Below are 16841 nucleotides of genomic sequence, written 5' to 3'. Positions count from 1 at the left end.
TTCAACCGAAACATTAGACAGCAAAGAAAACAAAGACAGCACAATGCAAGCGGGCACTAGCATGGCCCAAACACAAAGACCACCCGTCACCCAACCAATACACCGCACACAAATAAGCCATCTTGTACCACACACAACCCCACAGAAAGGCCCAAAAAACATCAAACCCACCTACACCTTCCCATACAAAACAAAACAGCCCAAACCAACCCATACGAAGAATTTTCATTGAAAGTAAACGCTCAAACCAGAGCTTTTTTGATTACCATTCCTTCGCGGAATTATTTTTATCTTGTCTCACACTAATGTTTACTGGGTGTAGACATTGTCCGAGACTTTCAGCGTCCGCATACCCAAAGAACTCAAAGAAAAAATCCAAGCCACCCCCAACGACTGGAACCAAGAAATCCAAAACTTCCTCACCGAACGAATAAAACAACTAGAAATCATAAAAACCCTCGACGACATCCAAAAACACGCCCAACAAAGAACAACCAAAACCGACTCAGTTACCCTAATCAGGGAGGAAAGAGAGAAAAAAATTTAAAATCAATTTTTCTCAAAGAGAGTGTTCCTCAAATCGCCGTTTTTAGCCTTTCCTATGAACCAAAATAACCAACAAACCCCAACACATTCCGATACACAAAATAGCCCAGACATGCATTACGCGTACTCTATAGGGGCATTATCGCTATTGCATATACGGTTTTCTGGCAAACTTTTATCTTCCAACATCACCCTATGGCTAAGATATGGACCGCGAATTAGCGCTAAAGCAAGTAACCGCTTTAGTGAATAAGTATCAAGAGTTTGTACGAAATGGAAGGATTGCAAAGTACAATGAAGAAATGACAAAGAAGGACTTTATCCTTCCGCTGTTTGAGGCTCTTGGCTGGGAAACTTCCGATTCAACCGAAGTCTCAGCAGAAGAAAAAATCTCGAAAATGCGCGTTGACTACGGTTTTAGAATCAATGGCATTCCTAAATTCTTTTTAGAAGCAAAATCTTTCCGGGAGGATTTGGATAACCGGAAATTTATTGAGCAGGCGATTAACTATTCGTGGCACAAAGGCTGCACTTGGGCAGTTCTGACAAATTTTGAGAGTTTGAAGATTTTTAACGCTGAAGTTAAAACCGAGCATCCGTGGCTGAGTCAGTTAAAGCCTACGTTACATTGCAGCGAGTTTGTCTCCAAATTTGATGAGTTGTGTCTGTTATCAAAAGAGAGTTTTGAGAATAAGCTTCTTGATTCAGAGGCAGAGAAATGGGGCAAGAAATCCAAGAAAACCTCGATAGATAAACAGTTGCTGACTGACTTCACACGATTTAGAAGTCTACTAAGCAAAAACATTACAAAACTTAACTCATCCAAGAAGATTACTGAAGCGGAACTTGATGAATGTGTCCAGCGGATACTCGACAGGCTCATGTTTATCCGCAATGCCGAAGACAGAGAACTGGAGCCTAAAACCCTCATTGCCAATTACAGGGAATGGGAAAGCAAAGGCAAAGGTAACCTAATAAAAAGCCTCAGGGCAACCTTTCTCCACTTTGATGAGGAATATAACAGCAAAATCTTTGCCAAACACCTCTGTGACGATTTAGAGTTAGATAACGAGGTATTGCACGAAGTTATCGAGGGATTATACACTACAAAAGATAACGAGACATACGACTTCTCAATTATTGACGCAGACGTTCTCGGAACCATCTATGAACAATATTTAGGTCACATCCTTCGGAAAACAGAAAAGACCGCAAAGGTAACGGAAAACCATGCCCACAGAAAAGAGCAAGGAATCTACTACACCCCACCCTACATCACAGAATATATAGTTAGGCAAACGCTGGGTAAACTGCTAAAAAACAAGAAAACCGAAGTTGAAAAAATTAAAATTTTAGACCCCGCCTGCGGCTCAGGCAGCTTTCTCATCAAGGCATTCGACATACTAAACGAGTACCATAGGCAAAATGACAAGGAATACAGCCAAACCCAACTTGACGTTTCAGGAATACCCTTTAAAACAAAAAGCAGAATATTGCAAAATAACATTTTCGGCGTAGATTTAGATAGGCAAGCCGTAGAAATAGCCCAGCTAAACCTTCTCCTAAAAATTGCAGAGAAGGGGCATAGATTACCGCTTTTAGAACGAAACATCAGGACAGGCAACTCTTTAATCGACGACCCAGATGTTGCAGGGCCAAAAGCATTTAAATGGGGACAAGAATTCGAGGAAATAACTGCAAGTGGCGGCTTCGATGTAATAATCGGAAACCCTCCCTATGTGCGGCAAGAGGAATTAAGTGAGATTAAACCGTACCTTCAAGCAAATTATGAGACATACCATGGAATGGCAGACTTGTTTGTTTACTTCTTTGAAAAAGAGCTAAAGTTGCTTAAGGAAAACGGCTATTTTGCAATGATAGTATCTAGCAAATGGCTAAGAGCGGGGTACGGAAGAAAGCTTAGAGAATTTCTGGATAGATATTGGATAGACGAATTGATAGATTTTGGTGATTTACCAGTTTTTCCCGATGCAACAATATATCCATGCATAATTATCATGAGAAAAATAAACAAGCCTAATCCGAAAATTCGAATATGTAGACTATCAACATTAAAATTTGATTCGCTCGATAAGGTAGTCAAAGATACTTGTTTCTTGATTGACCAAAGCAGCTTATCGGAAAAAGAATGGCATATCCAAAATAACTTTGGAGCCCAACTTCTCGATAAGATCAGAGCTAGTGGTCCCCCAATTGGAGAATATGTAAACGAAAAGGTCTATTATGGCATTAAAACTGGTTTAAATGAAGCCTTTATTGTGGACGAAGCGAAAAGTATCGAATTAGTGAAAGAAGACCTAAAAAATTATGAATTAATCAAACCAATTATAAGTGGGGCAGAGCTGAAACGTTACCAAATTAGGTCAAAGAAAAAATTCATAATATTTGCCAGACGGGGGGTAAATATTTCAGAATATCCCTCGCTCCTCAAACATTTAGAAAGATACAAGGCTGAATTAATTCCTAAAACAAGTAAAGACCAAAAAACTGGGCGAAAACCAGGTAATTACAAATGGTATGAAATGCAGGATCCTACGGAGTATTATAAGAAATTTGAAGCTCCAAAGATATTATGGGGCAACCTCACTACAAAGGCGTCTTTCACCATAGATGAAAGGTCTGGCTATTATGTTAACAATCCTGCATGTATTCTACCCACAAATTCGAGATATATTTTGGGCATTTTAAATTCCAACTTGATGTCTTTTTTCTTGAAATCTATTTGCGCTGAACGGCAAGGCGGTTTCATTGAGCAAAAACCAGTTTACGTCTCTCAAGTAGCAATTAAAACGCCAACCAAGGCACAAGAGGAATTGATGACTGAGTTGGTCAGTAAGATGCTGGCGTTAAATGAAAGATTGGTGGCATTGGGAGATAAACTGACCGATGAACGAACGCAATTGGAGCAGGAAATTCAGGAAACTGATGCCCAAATCGACCGATTGGTGTATGAGTTGTATAGTATTTCGGATGCTGAAAGGAAAGTGATTGAAGAGAGCTTAAGATGAGTTAACGTTTCGTTGCGGTTGGTTCCTATTTTTTATAGGTCGTATAGTCTGCCTAGGCTGATGTGTTCGGTTGCTTTAAGGGTGCGTAGTGCTGTCCACAGCGTTGCGGAGTTGCTGCTTACTGCGGGTTTGGCAAGTTGGCGGTCATAAGAAGCAAGTTCATGGATACCGCTTTGATAGCCATCTTGTTTGTCAAAAACTCCTTAGGTCAAGTTGCTTGTGAATTGCTCAATCTGATTTAAAAGGCACTTCAAAAAGATTAGTTTATAGGTATGCTTTGTCGTGGTGGGCATATTTTATTATTTGTACTGTTGGGGGATTTTCTATAACGCGGTATATGAGTACAAATGGTCCGATGTGTACTCTGCGGAAGTTTTCTAGGGGATGTTTTAGGGGTTTGAATTGGTGGGGGTCGGTTAGGATTTGGCTGATTTTCTTATTTATAGCCTCTAGTTGGGCCTTGTCTTTTTTGAGGAGTTTGTGGAAGGTTTTAGAGACTTCTTCTTCGACTTCAAGACTGTACAAGCCATTCACTTTAGTCCGTATTCTTGCGCGAAGTCCTTGACTTTAACGAATTTGCCGTTTTTGGCGGTTAATTCGATTTCTGCTGCGAATTCGGGTCTAAGTTGGGGTTCAAGCTCGCATTCTTCATAACGTTTGATAATTACGCTTAAGGCTTGGCTTTTGTCTTTGAGTCCATATTTTGCTTTGACAATGTTGATTACGCGGCTTTCCCGCTCATCTAATTCTATGACATTTTTAACCATTCAACCACCTCATATCTGCCAATAATAGCATATAACACAAGATTATTTAAGATATTGCCACATTACCAAACCTGAAGAAAAAAAACAAAATCAGTAAAAATTAGGAAAAAACTTTTGCCTGCAACAGTTACAAGTCGTATAGTCTGCCTAGGCTGAGGTGTTCTTCGGCTTTTATCACTCGCAGCGCAGCCCACAGCGTTGCGGAGTTGCTGCTTACGACGGGTTTAGCAAGCTGGCGGTCAAGGGATGCTATGGTTTTGAAGGTGCAGAAGTTGGTGCAGCTGATGAAGACTGCGTCTGAGGCGGGTGTGTCGACGTCGGCGGCCAGGATTGAGGCGTCTTTGGCGGTTAAGCGTCCGATGGTGAGGTTGTCTTTTATTTCCAGCGAGCAGACTTTGGCGGTGGTGAAGCCGTTTTCTTTGAGGAAGCTTACTTCGCGCTCTGTGACTTCGCCTATGTAGGGGGTGGCGAGGCTGATTTTGTGTGCCCTAAGTTTTCGTAGCGCGCGCACAACTGCGCCGGAGGTGGTGAGGGCGGGGCAGCCGGCGGCCTCGGAGATTTGTTTGGCAAGCGCGGAGTCATAGCCCACGCCGCCTATGAGGCTGCCTGAGGTGCAGGCGAAAACCACAGCGTCCACGTCGGCGTCTTTGAGCAGCGCGGCGGCTGCGGACAGGTTGGATTCGAGGGTTTCAAGCTCTTTTAGGGTGACTTCCCTGAGGGGGATTCGGGCGTAGTGGACGGTGATGTCTGAGCCATGGAGCACACTGGAGAATTCAGCCTCCACCGTCGTGTTAGAGGAGGGCAAGATGACGCCTAGGCGCTGCATACCGTTGAATACGCATTACTCCTATTAGGCGCTTTTGCCAAATCCCTCGGGCCATGCTGGGGATGCAGCCCCTCCCGCAAAAGGCGACTAAGCGTCTTAAGCACGGCGATGGAGAAGAGCACCAGATAGAAGATGTGCGCAAGCGCCAGCAGCGGAGCTGAGAAGATCAGTGACTGCGAGAAGGGAAAGCCTATGGTGCTGGGTAAAAGCACGGTGGCGATGGGGATAATCAGCACCAGATTAGTGAGGTCGGAGCCGAAGAAGACTTTGTAATCTTTGGTTTTATAGAGAACCAGAGTCGCCGCGGCGAACAGGCTGAGCTCCAACGCCACGTTTACGCCGCTGAAGATGTTGATGTAGGGACCGCCTAGCTCGTGAAGGCCATATTGGGCATTGGAGAGGGGCCAGAGCAGCATCAGTTGCCCGCCCACGATGAAGTCGCCGATGAGCGAGTGGGAAATCAAGGCCAAAAAGTAGGGGATGGCTTTTTTGCGGTAGATTATGAAGAGGGGGATAAAGATTAAGAAGGCAACTATGATGGAGTGGGTGGGGCCCCGGTGCAGTTGCAGATCGGTGAATAAGTCAAAGACGATGTCTACGTCGGGGAGGATGGATAAAACCAGCAGTACGGGAACGTTGATTTTGGTGTGCAGCGCCTCCGAGGAGCCTTTGCCTAAAAGGTAGGCAAGCGCCATGTGTCCAACTGCAAACGAAGCGGTTTCCTCCAGTTAACTGGGAAACCACAGATTCAACGCTTTTAAGGATTTAGGGTTCCAAACCAAATTTAACTGAACCCCAGAAACCAGCAAACCGGGCAGAAAACCACCCGCAAAAAACAGAGCAGCACAAGTGCGCCGCTCAGCCCGACATGCCCATAACCCGCATAACCACGGTAACCATAAACCCTAACCCGCAGCCAATCGCGCAAAACCGCAGCATACGCTTATCAAGCAACACCCTAGATGAGAAGGAAGGCGAAGCATAGAGCAACTCGGAGGTGATAAGTAGAATAATCGCCACCACCGCCAGCCACAAACTCAAATCAGAGATAGTTAAAGGAAAATTCATGCAGTTCACCTACAAAAGCCCATAGACAACGTTGACGCTGCTGTTAGCCGCCATAGATAACTCTTTAATCACCACGGTTTTACCGGAGGTTTTGGCAAGCGCAGAGGCAACCGCACTCACCAGCGGGCACCCCAGCATGCTGGCGCTGGCGGGTTTACCCTCGACACTGTATAGGCTCTCAAAAATTATGCCCGAAGCCTTAAAGCCGGCGCCCTCCGAAGTCAACGTTAACTCAGCTGTCCGCGCCAAATTGAGGTTCTCAGTAAGGTACTTAGGCAAAACCTCGCAGAGCTCGCCGAGGTTGATTTTGCTGAGGTCAAGCTGCAGTTGCTTTTCCACCTGCGAAATTAACCCGGAACCCGGCGAAACAATGAATACACCGGGGCTCTTAGCAGAGATAAATTTGCCCGCCGCCAACTCCTCTATGGCAGGTTTACCGTCGAAGCTTTCCGATATGAAAACCACGGGATCCTTAAGATTCGCCAGGTACTCGGGGATGAAGACATCTTTAGGGTAAGCGGGGATATAGTAGGCTTGCCCACTGAACTTAAGGTCCTTCACCATCCGATCGATCGTCGAGTAAGACGAACGCGCAGTGCTATCAAGCAGGCTACTCTCCACGTAGCGGCCGCTGCGCGCCAACGCCAACACTGCACCCCAAAAAGTTAAACCTAACCCGATGAAGGCAGCGACCTGCTGGTCAAGAAAAATCGAGGCGGCAAGCAGAAATGCGCCGGCGCCTATGAAGAGACCCGCTACAGTAAGCATCGAACCCTGTTTTTTACGTAATGAACTCAGACCCGAAATCTCCTTTAGCTGATAACCGCAGAAACATGCAGTTAATATCGGTCACTATATGGAAAACGTCGCCTTTAAGGTTTCTGAAGTAACAATTCACCACTACAAACTGCACTATTCAGGTCGGCTGCGGCAGAGTTTACGCATAAAAAGCAGCGGCAAATAAAGAATCTTCGACACCGCACCCAAACCACCGAACATAGATTGGAAATTATCGATGTCATAGCGGTTAATGGCGCCCAAAAGCGGAGCCGCCGCAAGGTAAACAAATAAAAACACCACAAACCCAGCCACCAATATCATCCACCAGGGCAAAACCAAAAAGCTAATCACCGCATAAGCAGCCAGCGAAGCCAGCAGCGAGGAAAAAAATATTTTTGCGGAAACCCCAAAGTCGGCTTTTACATTATAGTTTTTCCAGCTCCAAACCAGCCCCCAAACCATGGCAGGTACATTTGCGATTATCGAGCCGAGTAAGCCGCCGATTACCGCATAAAAAGCGGATGCCTGAGGGTCTGAGCCGCCGAAGCTGTAGAAGAAGGCAACTAAAAAGTAGGCGAGGGGCAACCCGATGCCTAAAGTCACAAGGCTCTGCTTCATTATCTGCCAGGTTTTACCTATGCCCGCCTGGAAAGTGGAAAGGCTGATGTTACCGACTAAAATAAAGAGGTTAACCACCGCCGAAAAAGCCAAGAATACAGGGGCCTCAGGGAACTTAGGGGAGGCGCCGGCTACAAACAACGAGTTGATTAAGCCGCCTTCCGGATAAAGAGTGTTAACAAGGGGCGTTCCCAACGTGATAAGCATCAAAGTCGCGGGAACCAAAAGCAGCGCCGTATACTTAACTGAGGAAGCAAAAACTTTCCTAAGCAAAGCCGGCTCAGCTTGAGGGTCTACCCTGGAGAAAACTGGAAATAACGCGGTGGCAACGGGGAAAGAAACGAAGGTTAAAAGAACCGCGAAGTTAGCGGCTGCAAAATAATTCCCCATCGTGGTGCCAACATCCAATCCCGCGTTGAAATCGCCCTGATTTGCAAAGGTTGTCATGAATAGGGAAAAAATCAGCGGCAAAACGCCCACCGCAATTGTGGAGATAGTGAGTGGCAGACCGAAGCGCAGCATCGGCTTCAGGGTGGCTTTTATGTCTACTTTGCCGACTTTGCTGCCGCGTATGGGCCTATACAGCGCATAGTAAACAAGGGAGATGCTGATGATTCCGCCTGCAAGAATCGAAACCATAGCAGCGGTTATGGCGCCTAAAACTCCGAAGCCTAAAACCACCAGCAATGGACCAAGCGCGGTTTTCACGATTGCCTGAAGCACTTGGGTGAGGCTGTTTAGTTTCATGCGTTCATAGCCGACGAAGATTCCCCCAGCTGCAGCCGCTATTGCACCAGCAAACACGGAGAGGGACATAACGGAAATGTAGAGTGTTAAGTCAGAGATAATTTGTGGGGAAGCATCCTGTGGGCTGACAAGCACCGCGAGGGGTGAAGCAATCGCGAAGCAAACCAGCGACAGCAACGCGCCGCTTATGATCTCGAAGACAACGCCGGAAACGATGACGTCATGGATTTCAGCGTTCTTATTCTGTAGCCTTAGCCTAGCGATCTCTTTAGTTAAAGCGGAGTTTACGCCCCAATCTCTAAAGAAGTTGATCATGGAGGCAGGAATCAATGCTATGCCATAGAGCCCCACGTCTGAAGCAGGCAGCAGCATGTTAAGGATGATGGTGCCTAAAGCCATGATGACGGTGGAGCCCACGACGCCCAGGAGCAGATGAAAGCTACCTGTAGCTGAAGATTTACCCATCTCGAGAGCTTTGTCCATCGTGCACCATCAAACGCTGACTTATAGATTTATCCTGTTCTTATAAGCTTTGACTATTGCCTCTATATCTCTTAAGCCATCAAGACCAGTCGGAGAAGGCGCCGTGTCGCTTCGCAGACAATTAACAAAGTACTGCAACTCATCGAAATGAGGCATGTTAAAGCTCGATATGCCCCGCGTAAGCATCTGGTACATGGCAGGGACAGATTTAGGCGGCATATGCGCCACTGAAACGTTGCGGACACTACCTAAAAGGTCGAGCCGAAGAGTATACTCCTGCGAGTACCAACCGACGTTAATTACTGCCAGCGTCCCCGATTCGAACCGCGCCAGGCACATTGCAGAATCTTCAAAGTCCATGCGGTAGCGGTAGCCGAACTGCCCCTGGATATCGACGATTTCCCCGAAAAGCATACGCATGAGGTTAATGATATGGCAGCCCAAATCCACCATTACTCCGCCGCCAGTGGACAAGGGATTGAACCACCATTCAGGAACCGGAACTGGCCCATGTCCATCAGCATGCGTTACAAAGGGCCCCGCACAAATGTAGGTAGCATGCGCGTTTTCAACGTCACCGATTAAGCCTTCCTCCATGTCAGCTTTAAGCTTGAGGAAATGCTGGTTAAACCGCATCGGATACCCAAGCATCAATTTGACGCCGTTGCGTTCAGTGCAGGAGATTACCTCCTTGGCGTCCTCAACGGTGACAGCGATGGGTTTCTCAAGGAAAACATGCTTCTTGGCTTCAGCTGCATCTCGGGCGCATTTCAGGTGCAGATGGGTGGGTAAGGCAATGATTACTGCGTCAAGCTGGGGGTTTTTAAGCAGTTCCATGTAGTCGCTGTAGGTAACCTTCACACCCATATCCTTGGCGCGTTTAAGCGCAGGCTTAGATGTATCCGCAACCGCGACGACTTGGGCATGTTCAAGCGCAAGGGCATGTTTGAGGTGAAGCTGCCCGATTCCGCCTATACCGATAATTCCTAACTTTTTAACCGACACATCAAACCCTCCTATACCAGCCCCAGCCGTTTACCTAAACCGACCCCAATCAGAGTCCGCTTCAAATTAGCCCTAACCTTCATCTTAAACGTTACCTTAGGATAAAGCGCCCTAAAATGCTCAAGACGCTCCCCACGCGTCTCATATGCTCTTTTTCCCAATCCTTCCCGCTCAGCCAAAGCAAAATATGGAATCTTGGAGGGATCAAGCCAAGCGATTTTAGCGGCGGCGGCATCTATCGCCACGGGATCTTGGCTTGCCATGACTAAGCCGAGTTTGCGGGGCTGCACTCCAGCAGCTATGTTGCTGTCGATGAGGCAGAGGTCGAATTTCATGGCTTTGTTTAGAGCCACGATGACGTTGCCTAGGTCCGCATGGTACTTGGATTTTTTGGGGAAGGGGTTACAGCCGAAGATGTTCTTGAGGGCACAGGTGAGTTTGATGGGATTAACGGTGTATTTTATGTGGGCTATGTTGATTCTCAAGTCGGCTTCACTGATGACTTTAGGAACCATAAAATTGTAGACTTTGCCGTTACAGGAAACATCGGTGTTACCGCATGGCTCGTCAGTGAGGTTAAGCAGCCGCACACCCTTCTCCTGAGCGAGTTTATCGTAGCCTAACATGCGGAAGGCATATTTGGTACGCATAGCCGACGCATCGGACTCAACGATGGCGATGTCCACGTCGGGGGAGGTCTGCTGGCGAATCAAATCGATGAGGTCCCCGACGAATTTAGGCGTGGTCGTTTGCCCCGTGGAAGAATCCCAATAGTAGCATAGGTTGGGCTTGATTACGACCCGTTTGATGTTTTTGTCAAAACGGTAATCTATCAGATTTAGTGATTGAGAAATTGCCTCTTTTAGGGGCGCTTGGATATCTTTGGGGATTTTTACTAGACTTACTAGGCTCAAATTCTAAACTCCTTTAGCTCCAAAAACATTGTGTGTCAACTGAAGGCAGATATGACAAAGTCTTTCGAGTCCATCAAGAACTGCTTGCTCCTTTTAAGACTATCTACTTTCGGTAGAGCAGTCATAAAGTTTTCGGCGTGTACACCTAAGACACTAACTCTTGAAAGGTGACTCGCGTATGCGCGCACCAATCGGCACAACGTATGCTCGGGCAACTCATAGGCCATCAACTGTGCACCCGACTGTTCCAAGTAGAGGTCAGTATAGTCAATATCTTCCACCAAAGACGGGGGCACCCGTGCGGTATGCTGGTTAGGCAATGATTGCAGTACCTCCTCGAGGTAACGGTTCCAGCCCGGCGGACAATGCTCAGACAAGATTTTTCCCTTGACTACCATGGCCTGTTTGCTTCTTGATTCAGCGTTGTTTATAGTTGACTCCAATGCAGCCTCAAAATCTGCAATTGACGAGACATAAACGCCGGTGCCTTGAAACGCAACATCATCCTGCATGTTGACGTGGGGCAACTCCTTATCGTACAACCCAACGATGGGCAAACCATGCAGCGCCGCCTCAAGCATAGATGTGCCGCTTCCGCAGGGAAAACTCGGCACGTACACATCGGCGTAGGCAAAGTAGCGCTCCAGCATCTTATGGTCCACGGCGCCCAAAGCTTCTATTCGGCCCTCAACTTCAGCGGCTGCCCTGCTCCAATCGCCCTGCAGCTCTGGACCCGCGGCAACCAATCTTACCCGGGGATGCTTTTTAAGGAAATTAACCATAACGGAGAGAAAACTGAGGCTGCCGAATGGATAATACTTCTCTTTGCGGCCAACAGTTAACAGAAGGGTGTCTTTGCATCTTAGCTGAGGGTCCTGGGGGGGCGCTGCTTCGCTTGGCGTGTCCATGCTGAGGGGGATTGGAAGCAGCTTTGACCGCTGGGTTCCACGTCGTCGAGTGGCCAATTCCGAGCCTGACAAGTGATAGTCAACTAACATATCCGCCACGGAGGCACCCAGCCAAAAAACGTGGTCAGCATGATTAACCAGGACCACTGGGGGACCCCCGTCGACTCCAAAAGCAACCATGGGAACGGGGTCATAGGGATGAGTGAAAAGCACGCTTACGTCAGCCCAATTCTGTGCAAACAACCGCAAAAGCAATGCCTGCTCCGGTAACCACGGCGTTAACTCACCAAGTGAACAGTAGTATCCGCCTGACTGGGCAACAGCCTCCTCGAGCTCGCCGGGAAGCGGATTAACTTGGGCGGTGGTAACCAAGCTATGCACGCAGCCGTCAAAGGTGTTTCTAATCCACCTTGCCACATACTTGGAGTGCCCACCGCTGCTGTAGCCCTCGGTTAAGACATGAAGAAAACGCATCTTGCCAGAGTAACTTGGTTTATTCTTCAAAAAAAAAGCGCCGCTTACATCAGGGGGCTCATTGCGTATGCGTTCCGCGATTTCCAGAAGCAGCCTCTCCAAGTCGGGGCTAAAGTAAACTCCGGGATGCCGAATGGATGCGAAGTGCGCGGCGATTTTAGCCCAAACCATCGCGGAATCCAAATCGCCCTTCTTATACGCACAAGATGCATGTTCTAGGGTGTGCTGGAATATGCGTCGGTTCTCTGCGATTGGTAATCTTCCACTCTTTTCAATCATCCCAGCTCTCTCCATTATGGAACATACGGTTATTGTGAGAAATGCGAAGCCAAATCCCTATATGAAGATTCAAGGCGGCTTCCCACGGCGCCCTCACCGTTGGTTAAGGCAAGAATCAAATACAGCGCTCCTTCGGAGCGGAGGGGGTTGGCGGCGAGGGCTTTTAGGTAAAATCGACGCGCCGACGATTTCTCGTGAAGTCCACTGTAGGCGTGCCCAATCTTGTAGTAGATATCTGCCTTTGAACGGCGACTTATCTGCGAGGAGTACTTGCTAAGCAGGCATTCGCGCAGCATAATCCGCTCCTTAAACCAGAGCCGATGGAATTTGGAGGTGGCGTTCTGTCCATGAATCCGATACTTCACCAGCGGCTCATCGATGAAGATAAAGGGATGCTGCTTGGCTAACTGCACAAAGAACAAATGATCGTTAACGAACCTTAACGTTTCGTCGAAGGGAAATTTTTTGGCTGTCTCAGCTTTAACCAGTAGGCTCTGCCCGAAAACCACGTCTTCCCGTAGGAGCTCTTGAAACAGGTTGCCGCTTTTTTGTTTAGGCGTCCTTAGAAGGTCAGTGACCAGTTGCCCCGTGAGGGCGCCGTCGGCATCGATGATTTGGGCTTGCGACCACACGATGGCGTCCGGATGCTTCTCCATAACGGCAAGCTGCCGCTCTAGCTTCGCGGGGGCCCAGACGTCATCGGAGCCTATGAAAGCCACGTATTTGCCCCTTGCCAGCGTAAAGGCGTCGTTTATGGTTCGGGGTATCCCCATGTTTTTGCTGTGAAAAACCGCTTTAACCCTTGGATCAGCGGATTGGTATTTCTCTATGATTTTCTGGGAGCCGTCTGTTGAGCCGTCGTCGATGATTATGAGTTCAAGGTCTTTGAAGGTCTGGTTTAGCACGCTCTGTATGGCTTCGTCTAGATATCGCCCATAGTTGTAGGAACCCATCATTGCGCTGACTAAAACCACTCTTTTCACCTACACAGTTATTTGGTAAGTATCATATATAACGGCGCTTGCACCAAAGTTTTCTTTGCGCTTAATCAACCCCAAATTCAGCACCTGCCCCATCTTCTCGGTGGAGATTCCGAAGTCAAAGTAGCGTTTACTGCGGTACCGCTCGTTAATCAGGTAATCCTCGATGATGTCCTGTGCGCCGAGGCTTCGGCCCGCGGGGGAATTGGCGGCGTACTGCATATGCGCCACGCATTGGCTCTCATAGATGATGACGCCGGCAAGCATCACATCATCCTTGTAGGAACCGTAGAGTTTGATGCAGTCGGGAAACCGGCGGGCTAGAAGTTTCATCTCGTCGGCGCTGTGCACTGGAAGCACGCCATGTCGGGCAATCAGAGATTCACTTTCTATCTTCATGAAGGCATCGTAGTCGCTGGTTTCGCGGACCTCTATCTCGGCTCTTTTGGCTTTCCGTATGTTGTCTTGGCGGTTATCGTCAAACCCCTTTAGAGCCGGCAGATATATGGCTGAGGAAACGTTGCGGGCTGAGAGCACCGCGTTAACGCTGAAGAGGGCATAGAGGTCCTCGTCGGCGGGGACAGAGTGGTAGATGTAGGGTACGGGTTTGTAGATTACCCCAGTTATGTCTGCCTCACGGCAATGCGAAAGCAAACAGAGGAAAACCTTGAGCATAAGCGGGGTCTTCATGGATTTGACAGAGAGGACTCCACCGAAGGTTAAGCCGCCGTGGCTGCGCAGCACTTCCCCGTCGAGGTTCGCAGGCAACAATGCAACTAACTCGTCTTCCTGATAGAACATCAATGAGTGATCCGTGAAGCGGTAGGAATGATAATCCATGTAGCCCCGGTTGAAGAGGAACACGCCGTTTTTGGAGGCAGCGACAAAATCGTCCCATGCCGCCCGGCACTTGGGTTCGTAGGGCAAAACCTTGAGGGGCGGCGCCTGATTGTTTGCTAAGTCAAGGTTAGTCATAGTGTTTTTTCTCCGCAAATAAATGCTTCAACGCTGCTGCCCCCAAGTGGCTTAGCGGGGTTTCCCACATAAACCTTGCCGCCCTCCAAATTCTTGGTGACCACCGCGCCCGCGCCAAGGACGCAGTCATCCCCGATTTTCACGTTGCCCGCAAGGCAGCAGTTAACGCCTAAAAAGCAGTTTTCGCCTACCCTGCAGAAGCCTGAGACAGCGACATGTGAAGCTAAAAAGCAGTTTTCGCCGATGACTGATCGGTGCCCAATGCAGCTGCCCACCCAGATGGTGACGTTGGCGCCGATTTTTGCGCCCCGCTGGATGCTGACGTGTTCTTGTATAAAGCAGTTTTCGCCGATTTCGACATTGCCGGCGACGGATGCTTTGGGGCTTATGTAGCTGGCAAGTCGGTAGCCTTTTGCTTTGGCTTGCTTGCAGAGGCGGCTTCTGAGGCGATTCAGCTGGGTGAAGGATACCGCAACAAAGGCGTGGTGGATGTTTGGGTTGAATTTCTGTTCGATTTTTTCGAAGGCAACCACGGGCAGGCCCAGGAGGGTTTTTTGGTGCATGAAGGCTTCTTCGATGCTGAAAGCTACAACTTCAAAGTTGGAGTCGCCGCTGAAGTAGTCATATGCAAGTTCAGCGGTTTCGCCGTCGCCTATGATTACCAGTTTCTGCTTACTTGTATGCGTTGGCTGCCCACCGCTTGAATTGATCATAATCGCGAATATAATCTGATTCATTGTAGGCTTGGCTGACCAAAGAGAGCGTCACGGAGTTCGCGGAGAAATTATCGATTTCCCGCCATACCCCCGGGGGAATGTAGAGGCCATAGTGGGGTCGGTTGAGGAAGACTCTGCGGCGGCTGCATCCATCGTCGAGGAGCACGTCGAAGCTGCCGCTCAAGGAGATGATAACTTGCTGCAGTTCTCTGTGGGCATGTCCGCCGCGGACGGCGCCGCTGGGGACATCGTAGAGGTAATAGACGCGTTTTATGTCGAAGGGAATTTGATTGTTGCCTTCGATGATTGAGAGGTTTCCCCTGTAATCTGTGATTTTGGGGAAGTTGATTATTCGGCATTCATCTAAAATTGGGGTTTCAACTAACATTTTTTTCACCTTAAAAATCGAGTTGGGTAGCCATTAGGGAAACGTCGCCCCAGTTTAGAAAGCTGTTAGGCAGCACCGTTTCGGCTGTCCCCCAAGCGGCATGCTGGGGTTCAGTGGCTACGTATTTTCGGATGACAACCCAGTCCACAGCCGTAACCGAATAGAGGTATGAGCCGGTGTTGTCTGCGGAGAACATCGCACCCATGGGTTCAGCGGAGACGTTAGTGGATACGGTGCCTTCCAATTGCCCATTGCAGGTTAAAATCGCGTTGGTGCTTGCGTTACGTTGGATTTCAAATGTGAAGTATTGCCCTACAGCCGGAGCCATATTGGAGAGGTCGGTTCGTGAAGTGTTCTGGTAGGAACGGGTCTTAAGCGCCCAGGCATAGTATGTGGCTTCCTGGCTTGCGGTGATGTAGTTGGGGTACTCGTCGATTCGGCCCCAGACTTTGGAGTCATTGTAGATGGTGGCGAAGCCATGATGGGTCCAGCGGTGATCTCCCTGCTCAATCACCATAGAGTTGAAGCGGATTGAATAGTTAACGTCGAACTGCTGGTTTCCCAGAAGATAGATCCAGCCGCGGTCGGTTGCGGCAGACTCCAACGTGCATTTGCCATCGGCCACGGTGATTGATCCATAGCCGAAGGAGTGCCACTTCGACTTGTCAAGGCTGCTGCCGGAGAAGTCGTCGCCGAAGGGAAAAGTCGCCTCTAAGCTGCTTGCGCTACTGACGGTTTGGTTGCCGTAGTAGATGTAGATGGTTTGGTTACTGTCCAAGTTAGCGTTGACCTTAACCCAGAAAACCGCGTTCTCGCCGTCGGTTTTGCTTTCAAGCCAGTAACTAAGCGGGGTTAAGCCGTCGCCGCCTGTGAAGCGGACGTCACCGAAGTTTGTTTGGCATTTTCCGTTTAAGTAAACATCTGAGCCTAAATCGGAACCGCTTGTGTAGTGAGCGGTTACTTGGATTTGGTAGTCTGTTCCAGCGCCCGTTGAACCCTGAATCTGGTGGATTTTACGGTAGTTCCAGCCATCCATCCAGTTTTGGGGGGTAACAACGGAGTTTACGGTTTGGGTTTGAGAATAAATAACTGATATGAAGCACACTAAGATAACGAGGGCCGCTATGATTAGCGCGACGAGTTTTCGTTTGAATCGCATCTTTTTTACCACGAGCTGTTGAGCCTTTACTTGCTTACCCAGAAAGGGTAAGAGTAGTCAGGACTAAAAAAGGGAGGGGATTGAACTTAATTAAAATTGTTTATTCAAAATACGGTTTAAGATGAGGTAGCAACGTTCAACGTGGCTGACCAGCTGTAATCGGCCATAACTGGGTTTGT

The 16841-nt window shown here is 48.4% G+C and carries 17 protein-coding genes; 2 read left to right on the top strand and 15 right to left on the bottom strand.

What is annotated here, in order from left to right; translation table 11 throughout:
- Window positions 1-325: 325 nt before the first annotated feature.
- Complete coding sequence (locus NWE93_12205) at window positions 326-547, top strand: hypothetical protein (GenBank protein ID MCW4000992.1); 222 nt, start codon at window positions 326-328, stop codon at window positions 545-547.
- 205 nt (window positions 548-752) lie between these two features.
- A complete protein-coding gene (locus NWE93_12200) occupies window positions 753-3575 on the top strand; it encodes an N-6 DNA methylase (GenBank protein MCW4000991.1) in 2823 nt (940 codons plus the stop codon).
- Window positions 3576-3839: 264 nt separating this feature from the next.
- On the opposite strand, the gene NWE93_12195 is transcribed toward NWE93_12200, so the two are convergent.
- The 15 genes from NWE93_12195 to NWE93_12125 all read right to left on the bottom strand — a co-directional run bounded on the left by NWE93_12195 (window position 3840) and on the right by NWE93_12125 (window position 16662).
- Window positions 3840-4100: a type II toxin-antitoxin system RelE/ParE family toxin gene (locus tag NWE93_12195; GenBank protein ID MCW4000990.1), complete on the bottom strand. Its 261-nt coding sequence runs from the start codon at window positions 4098-4100 to the stop codon at window positions 3840-3842.
- A 5-nt stretch (window positions 4101-4105) separates the two neighbouring features.
- A complete protein-coding gene (locus tag NWE93_12190) occupies window positions 4106-4342 on the bottom strand; it encodes a DUF2683 family protein (GenBank protein MCW4000989.1) in 237 nt (78 codons plus the stop codon).
- A gap of 127 nt (window positions 4343-4469) precedes the next feature.
- A complete protein-coding gene (locus tag NWE93_12185) occupies window positions 4470-5168 on the bottom strand; it encodes an aspartate/glutamate racemase family protein (protein ID MCW4000988.1) in 699 nt (232 codons plus the stop codon).
- Window positions 5156-5863 carry a metal-dependent hydrolase gene (locus NWE93_12180; protein ID MCW4000987.1) on the bottom strand — a complete coding sequence of 236 codons (708 nt, stop codon included), beginning with the start codon at window positions 5861-5863 and terminating at the stop codon, window positions 5156-5158. The genes NWE93_12185 and NWE93_12180 overlap by 13 nt, the downstream gene beginning before the upstream one ends.
- Window positions 5864-6026: 163 nt before the next feature.
- Window positions 6027-6236 (bottom strand): hypothetical protein, encoded by a 210-nt coding sequence (locus NWE93_12175; protein ID MCW4000986.1) that lies wholly within the window; start codon window positions 6234-6236, stop codon window positions 6027-6029.
- Window positions 6237-6245: 9 nt separating this feature from the next.
- Window positions 6246-7004 carry a hypothetical protein gene (locus NWE93_12170; GenBank protein ID MCW4000985.1) on the bottom strand — a complete coding sequence of 253 codons (759 nt, stop codon included), beginning with the start codon at window positions 7002-7004 and terminating at the stop codon, window positions 6246-6248.
- Window positions 7005-7148: 144 nt separating this feature from the next.
- Window positions 7149-8864: an oligosaccharide flippase family protein gene (locus NWE93_12165; GenBank protein MCW4000984.1), complete on the bottom strand. Its 1716-nt coding sequence runs from the start codon at window positions 8862-8864 to the stop codon at window positions 7149-7151.
- Window positions 8865-8885: 21 nt separating this feature from the next.
- The gene (locus NWE93_12160; protein ID MCW4000983.1) at window positions 8886-9869 is read right to left on the bottom strand and encodes a Gfo/Idh/MocA family oxidoreductase; all 984 of its coding nucleotides are present in this window, start codon (window positions 9867-9869) and stop codon (window positions 8886-8888) included.
- Between the two features lie 11 nt (window positions 9870-9880).
- Window positions 9881-10783: a DUF362 domain-containing protein gene (locus NWE93_12155; GenBank protein MCW4000982.1), complete on the bottom strand. Its 903-nt coding sequence runs from the start codon at window positions 10781-10783 to the stop codon at window positions 9881-9883.
- A 35-nt stretch (window positions 10784-10818) separates the two neighbouring features.
- On the bottom strand, window positions 10819-12444 hold the full coding sequence (locus NWE93_12150; protein MCW4000981.1) for a glycosyltransferase: 1626 nt from the start codon (window positions 12442-12444) through the stop codon (window positions 10819-10821).
- A 29-nt stretch (window positions 12445-12473) separates the two neighbouring features.
- Window positions 12474-13418, bottom strand: coding sequence for a glycosyltransferase (locus tag NWE93_12145; GenBank protein MCW4000980.1), 945 nt, complete (start codon window positions 13416-13418; stop codon window positions 12474-12476).
- A gap of 9 nt (window positions 13419-13427) precedes the next feature.
- Window positions 13428-14399 carry a GNAT family N-acetyltransferase gene (locus NWE93_12140; GenBank protein ID MCW4000979.1) on the bottom strand — a complete coding sequence of 324 codons (972 nt, stop codon included), beginning with the start codon at window positions 14397-14399 and terminating at the stop codon, window positions 13428-13430.
- Window positions 14396-15112 carry an acetyltransferase gene (locus NWE93_12135; GenBank protein ID MCW4000978.1) on the bottom strand — a complete coding sequence of 239 codons (717 nt, stop codon included), beginning with the start codon at window positions 15110-15112 and terminating at the stop codon, window positions 14396-14398. Before NWE93_12135 ends, NWE93_12140 begins: the two co-directional genes overlap by 4 nt.
- Window positions 15072-15503 carry an FdtA/QdtA family cupin domain-containing protein gene (locus NWE93_12130; protein ID MCW4000977.1) on the bottom strand — a complete coding sequence of 144 codons (432 nt, stop codon included), beginning with the start codon at window positions 15501-15503 and terminating at the stop codon, window positions 15072-15074. Before NWE93_12130 ends, NWE93_12135 begins: the two co-directional genes overlap by 41 nt.
- A gap of 10 nt (window positions 15504-15513) precedes the next feature.
- The gene (locus NWE93_12125; GenBank protein ID MCW4000976.1) at window positions 15514-16662 is read right to left on the bottom strand and encodes a DUF2341 domain-containing protein; all 1149 of its coding nucleotides are present in this window, start codon (window positions 16660-16662) and stop codon (window positions 15514-15516) included.
- Window positions 16663-16841 lie beyond the last annotated feature (179 nt).

The organism is Candidatus Bathyarchaeota archaeon (genome assembly GCA_026014735.1).
Taxonomy (GTDB): domain Archaea; phylum Thermoproteota; class Bathyarchaeia; order Bathyarchaeales; family Bathycorpusculaceae; genus Bathycorpusculum.
Note: the sequence above shows the minus strand (reverse complement) of the source record. Positions and strands in the feature narration are given on the sequence as shown.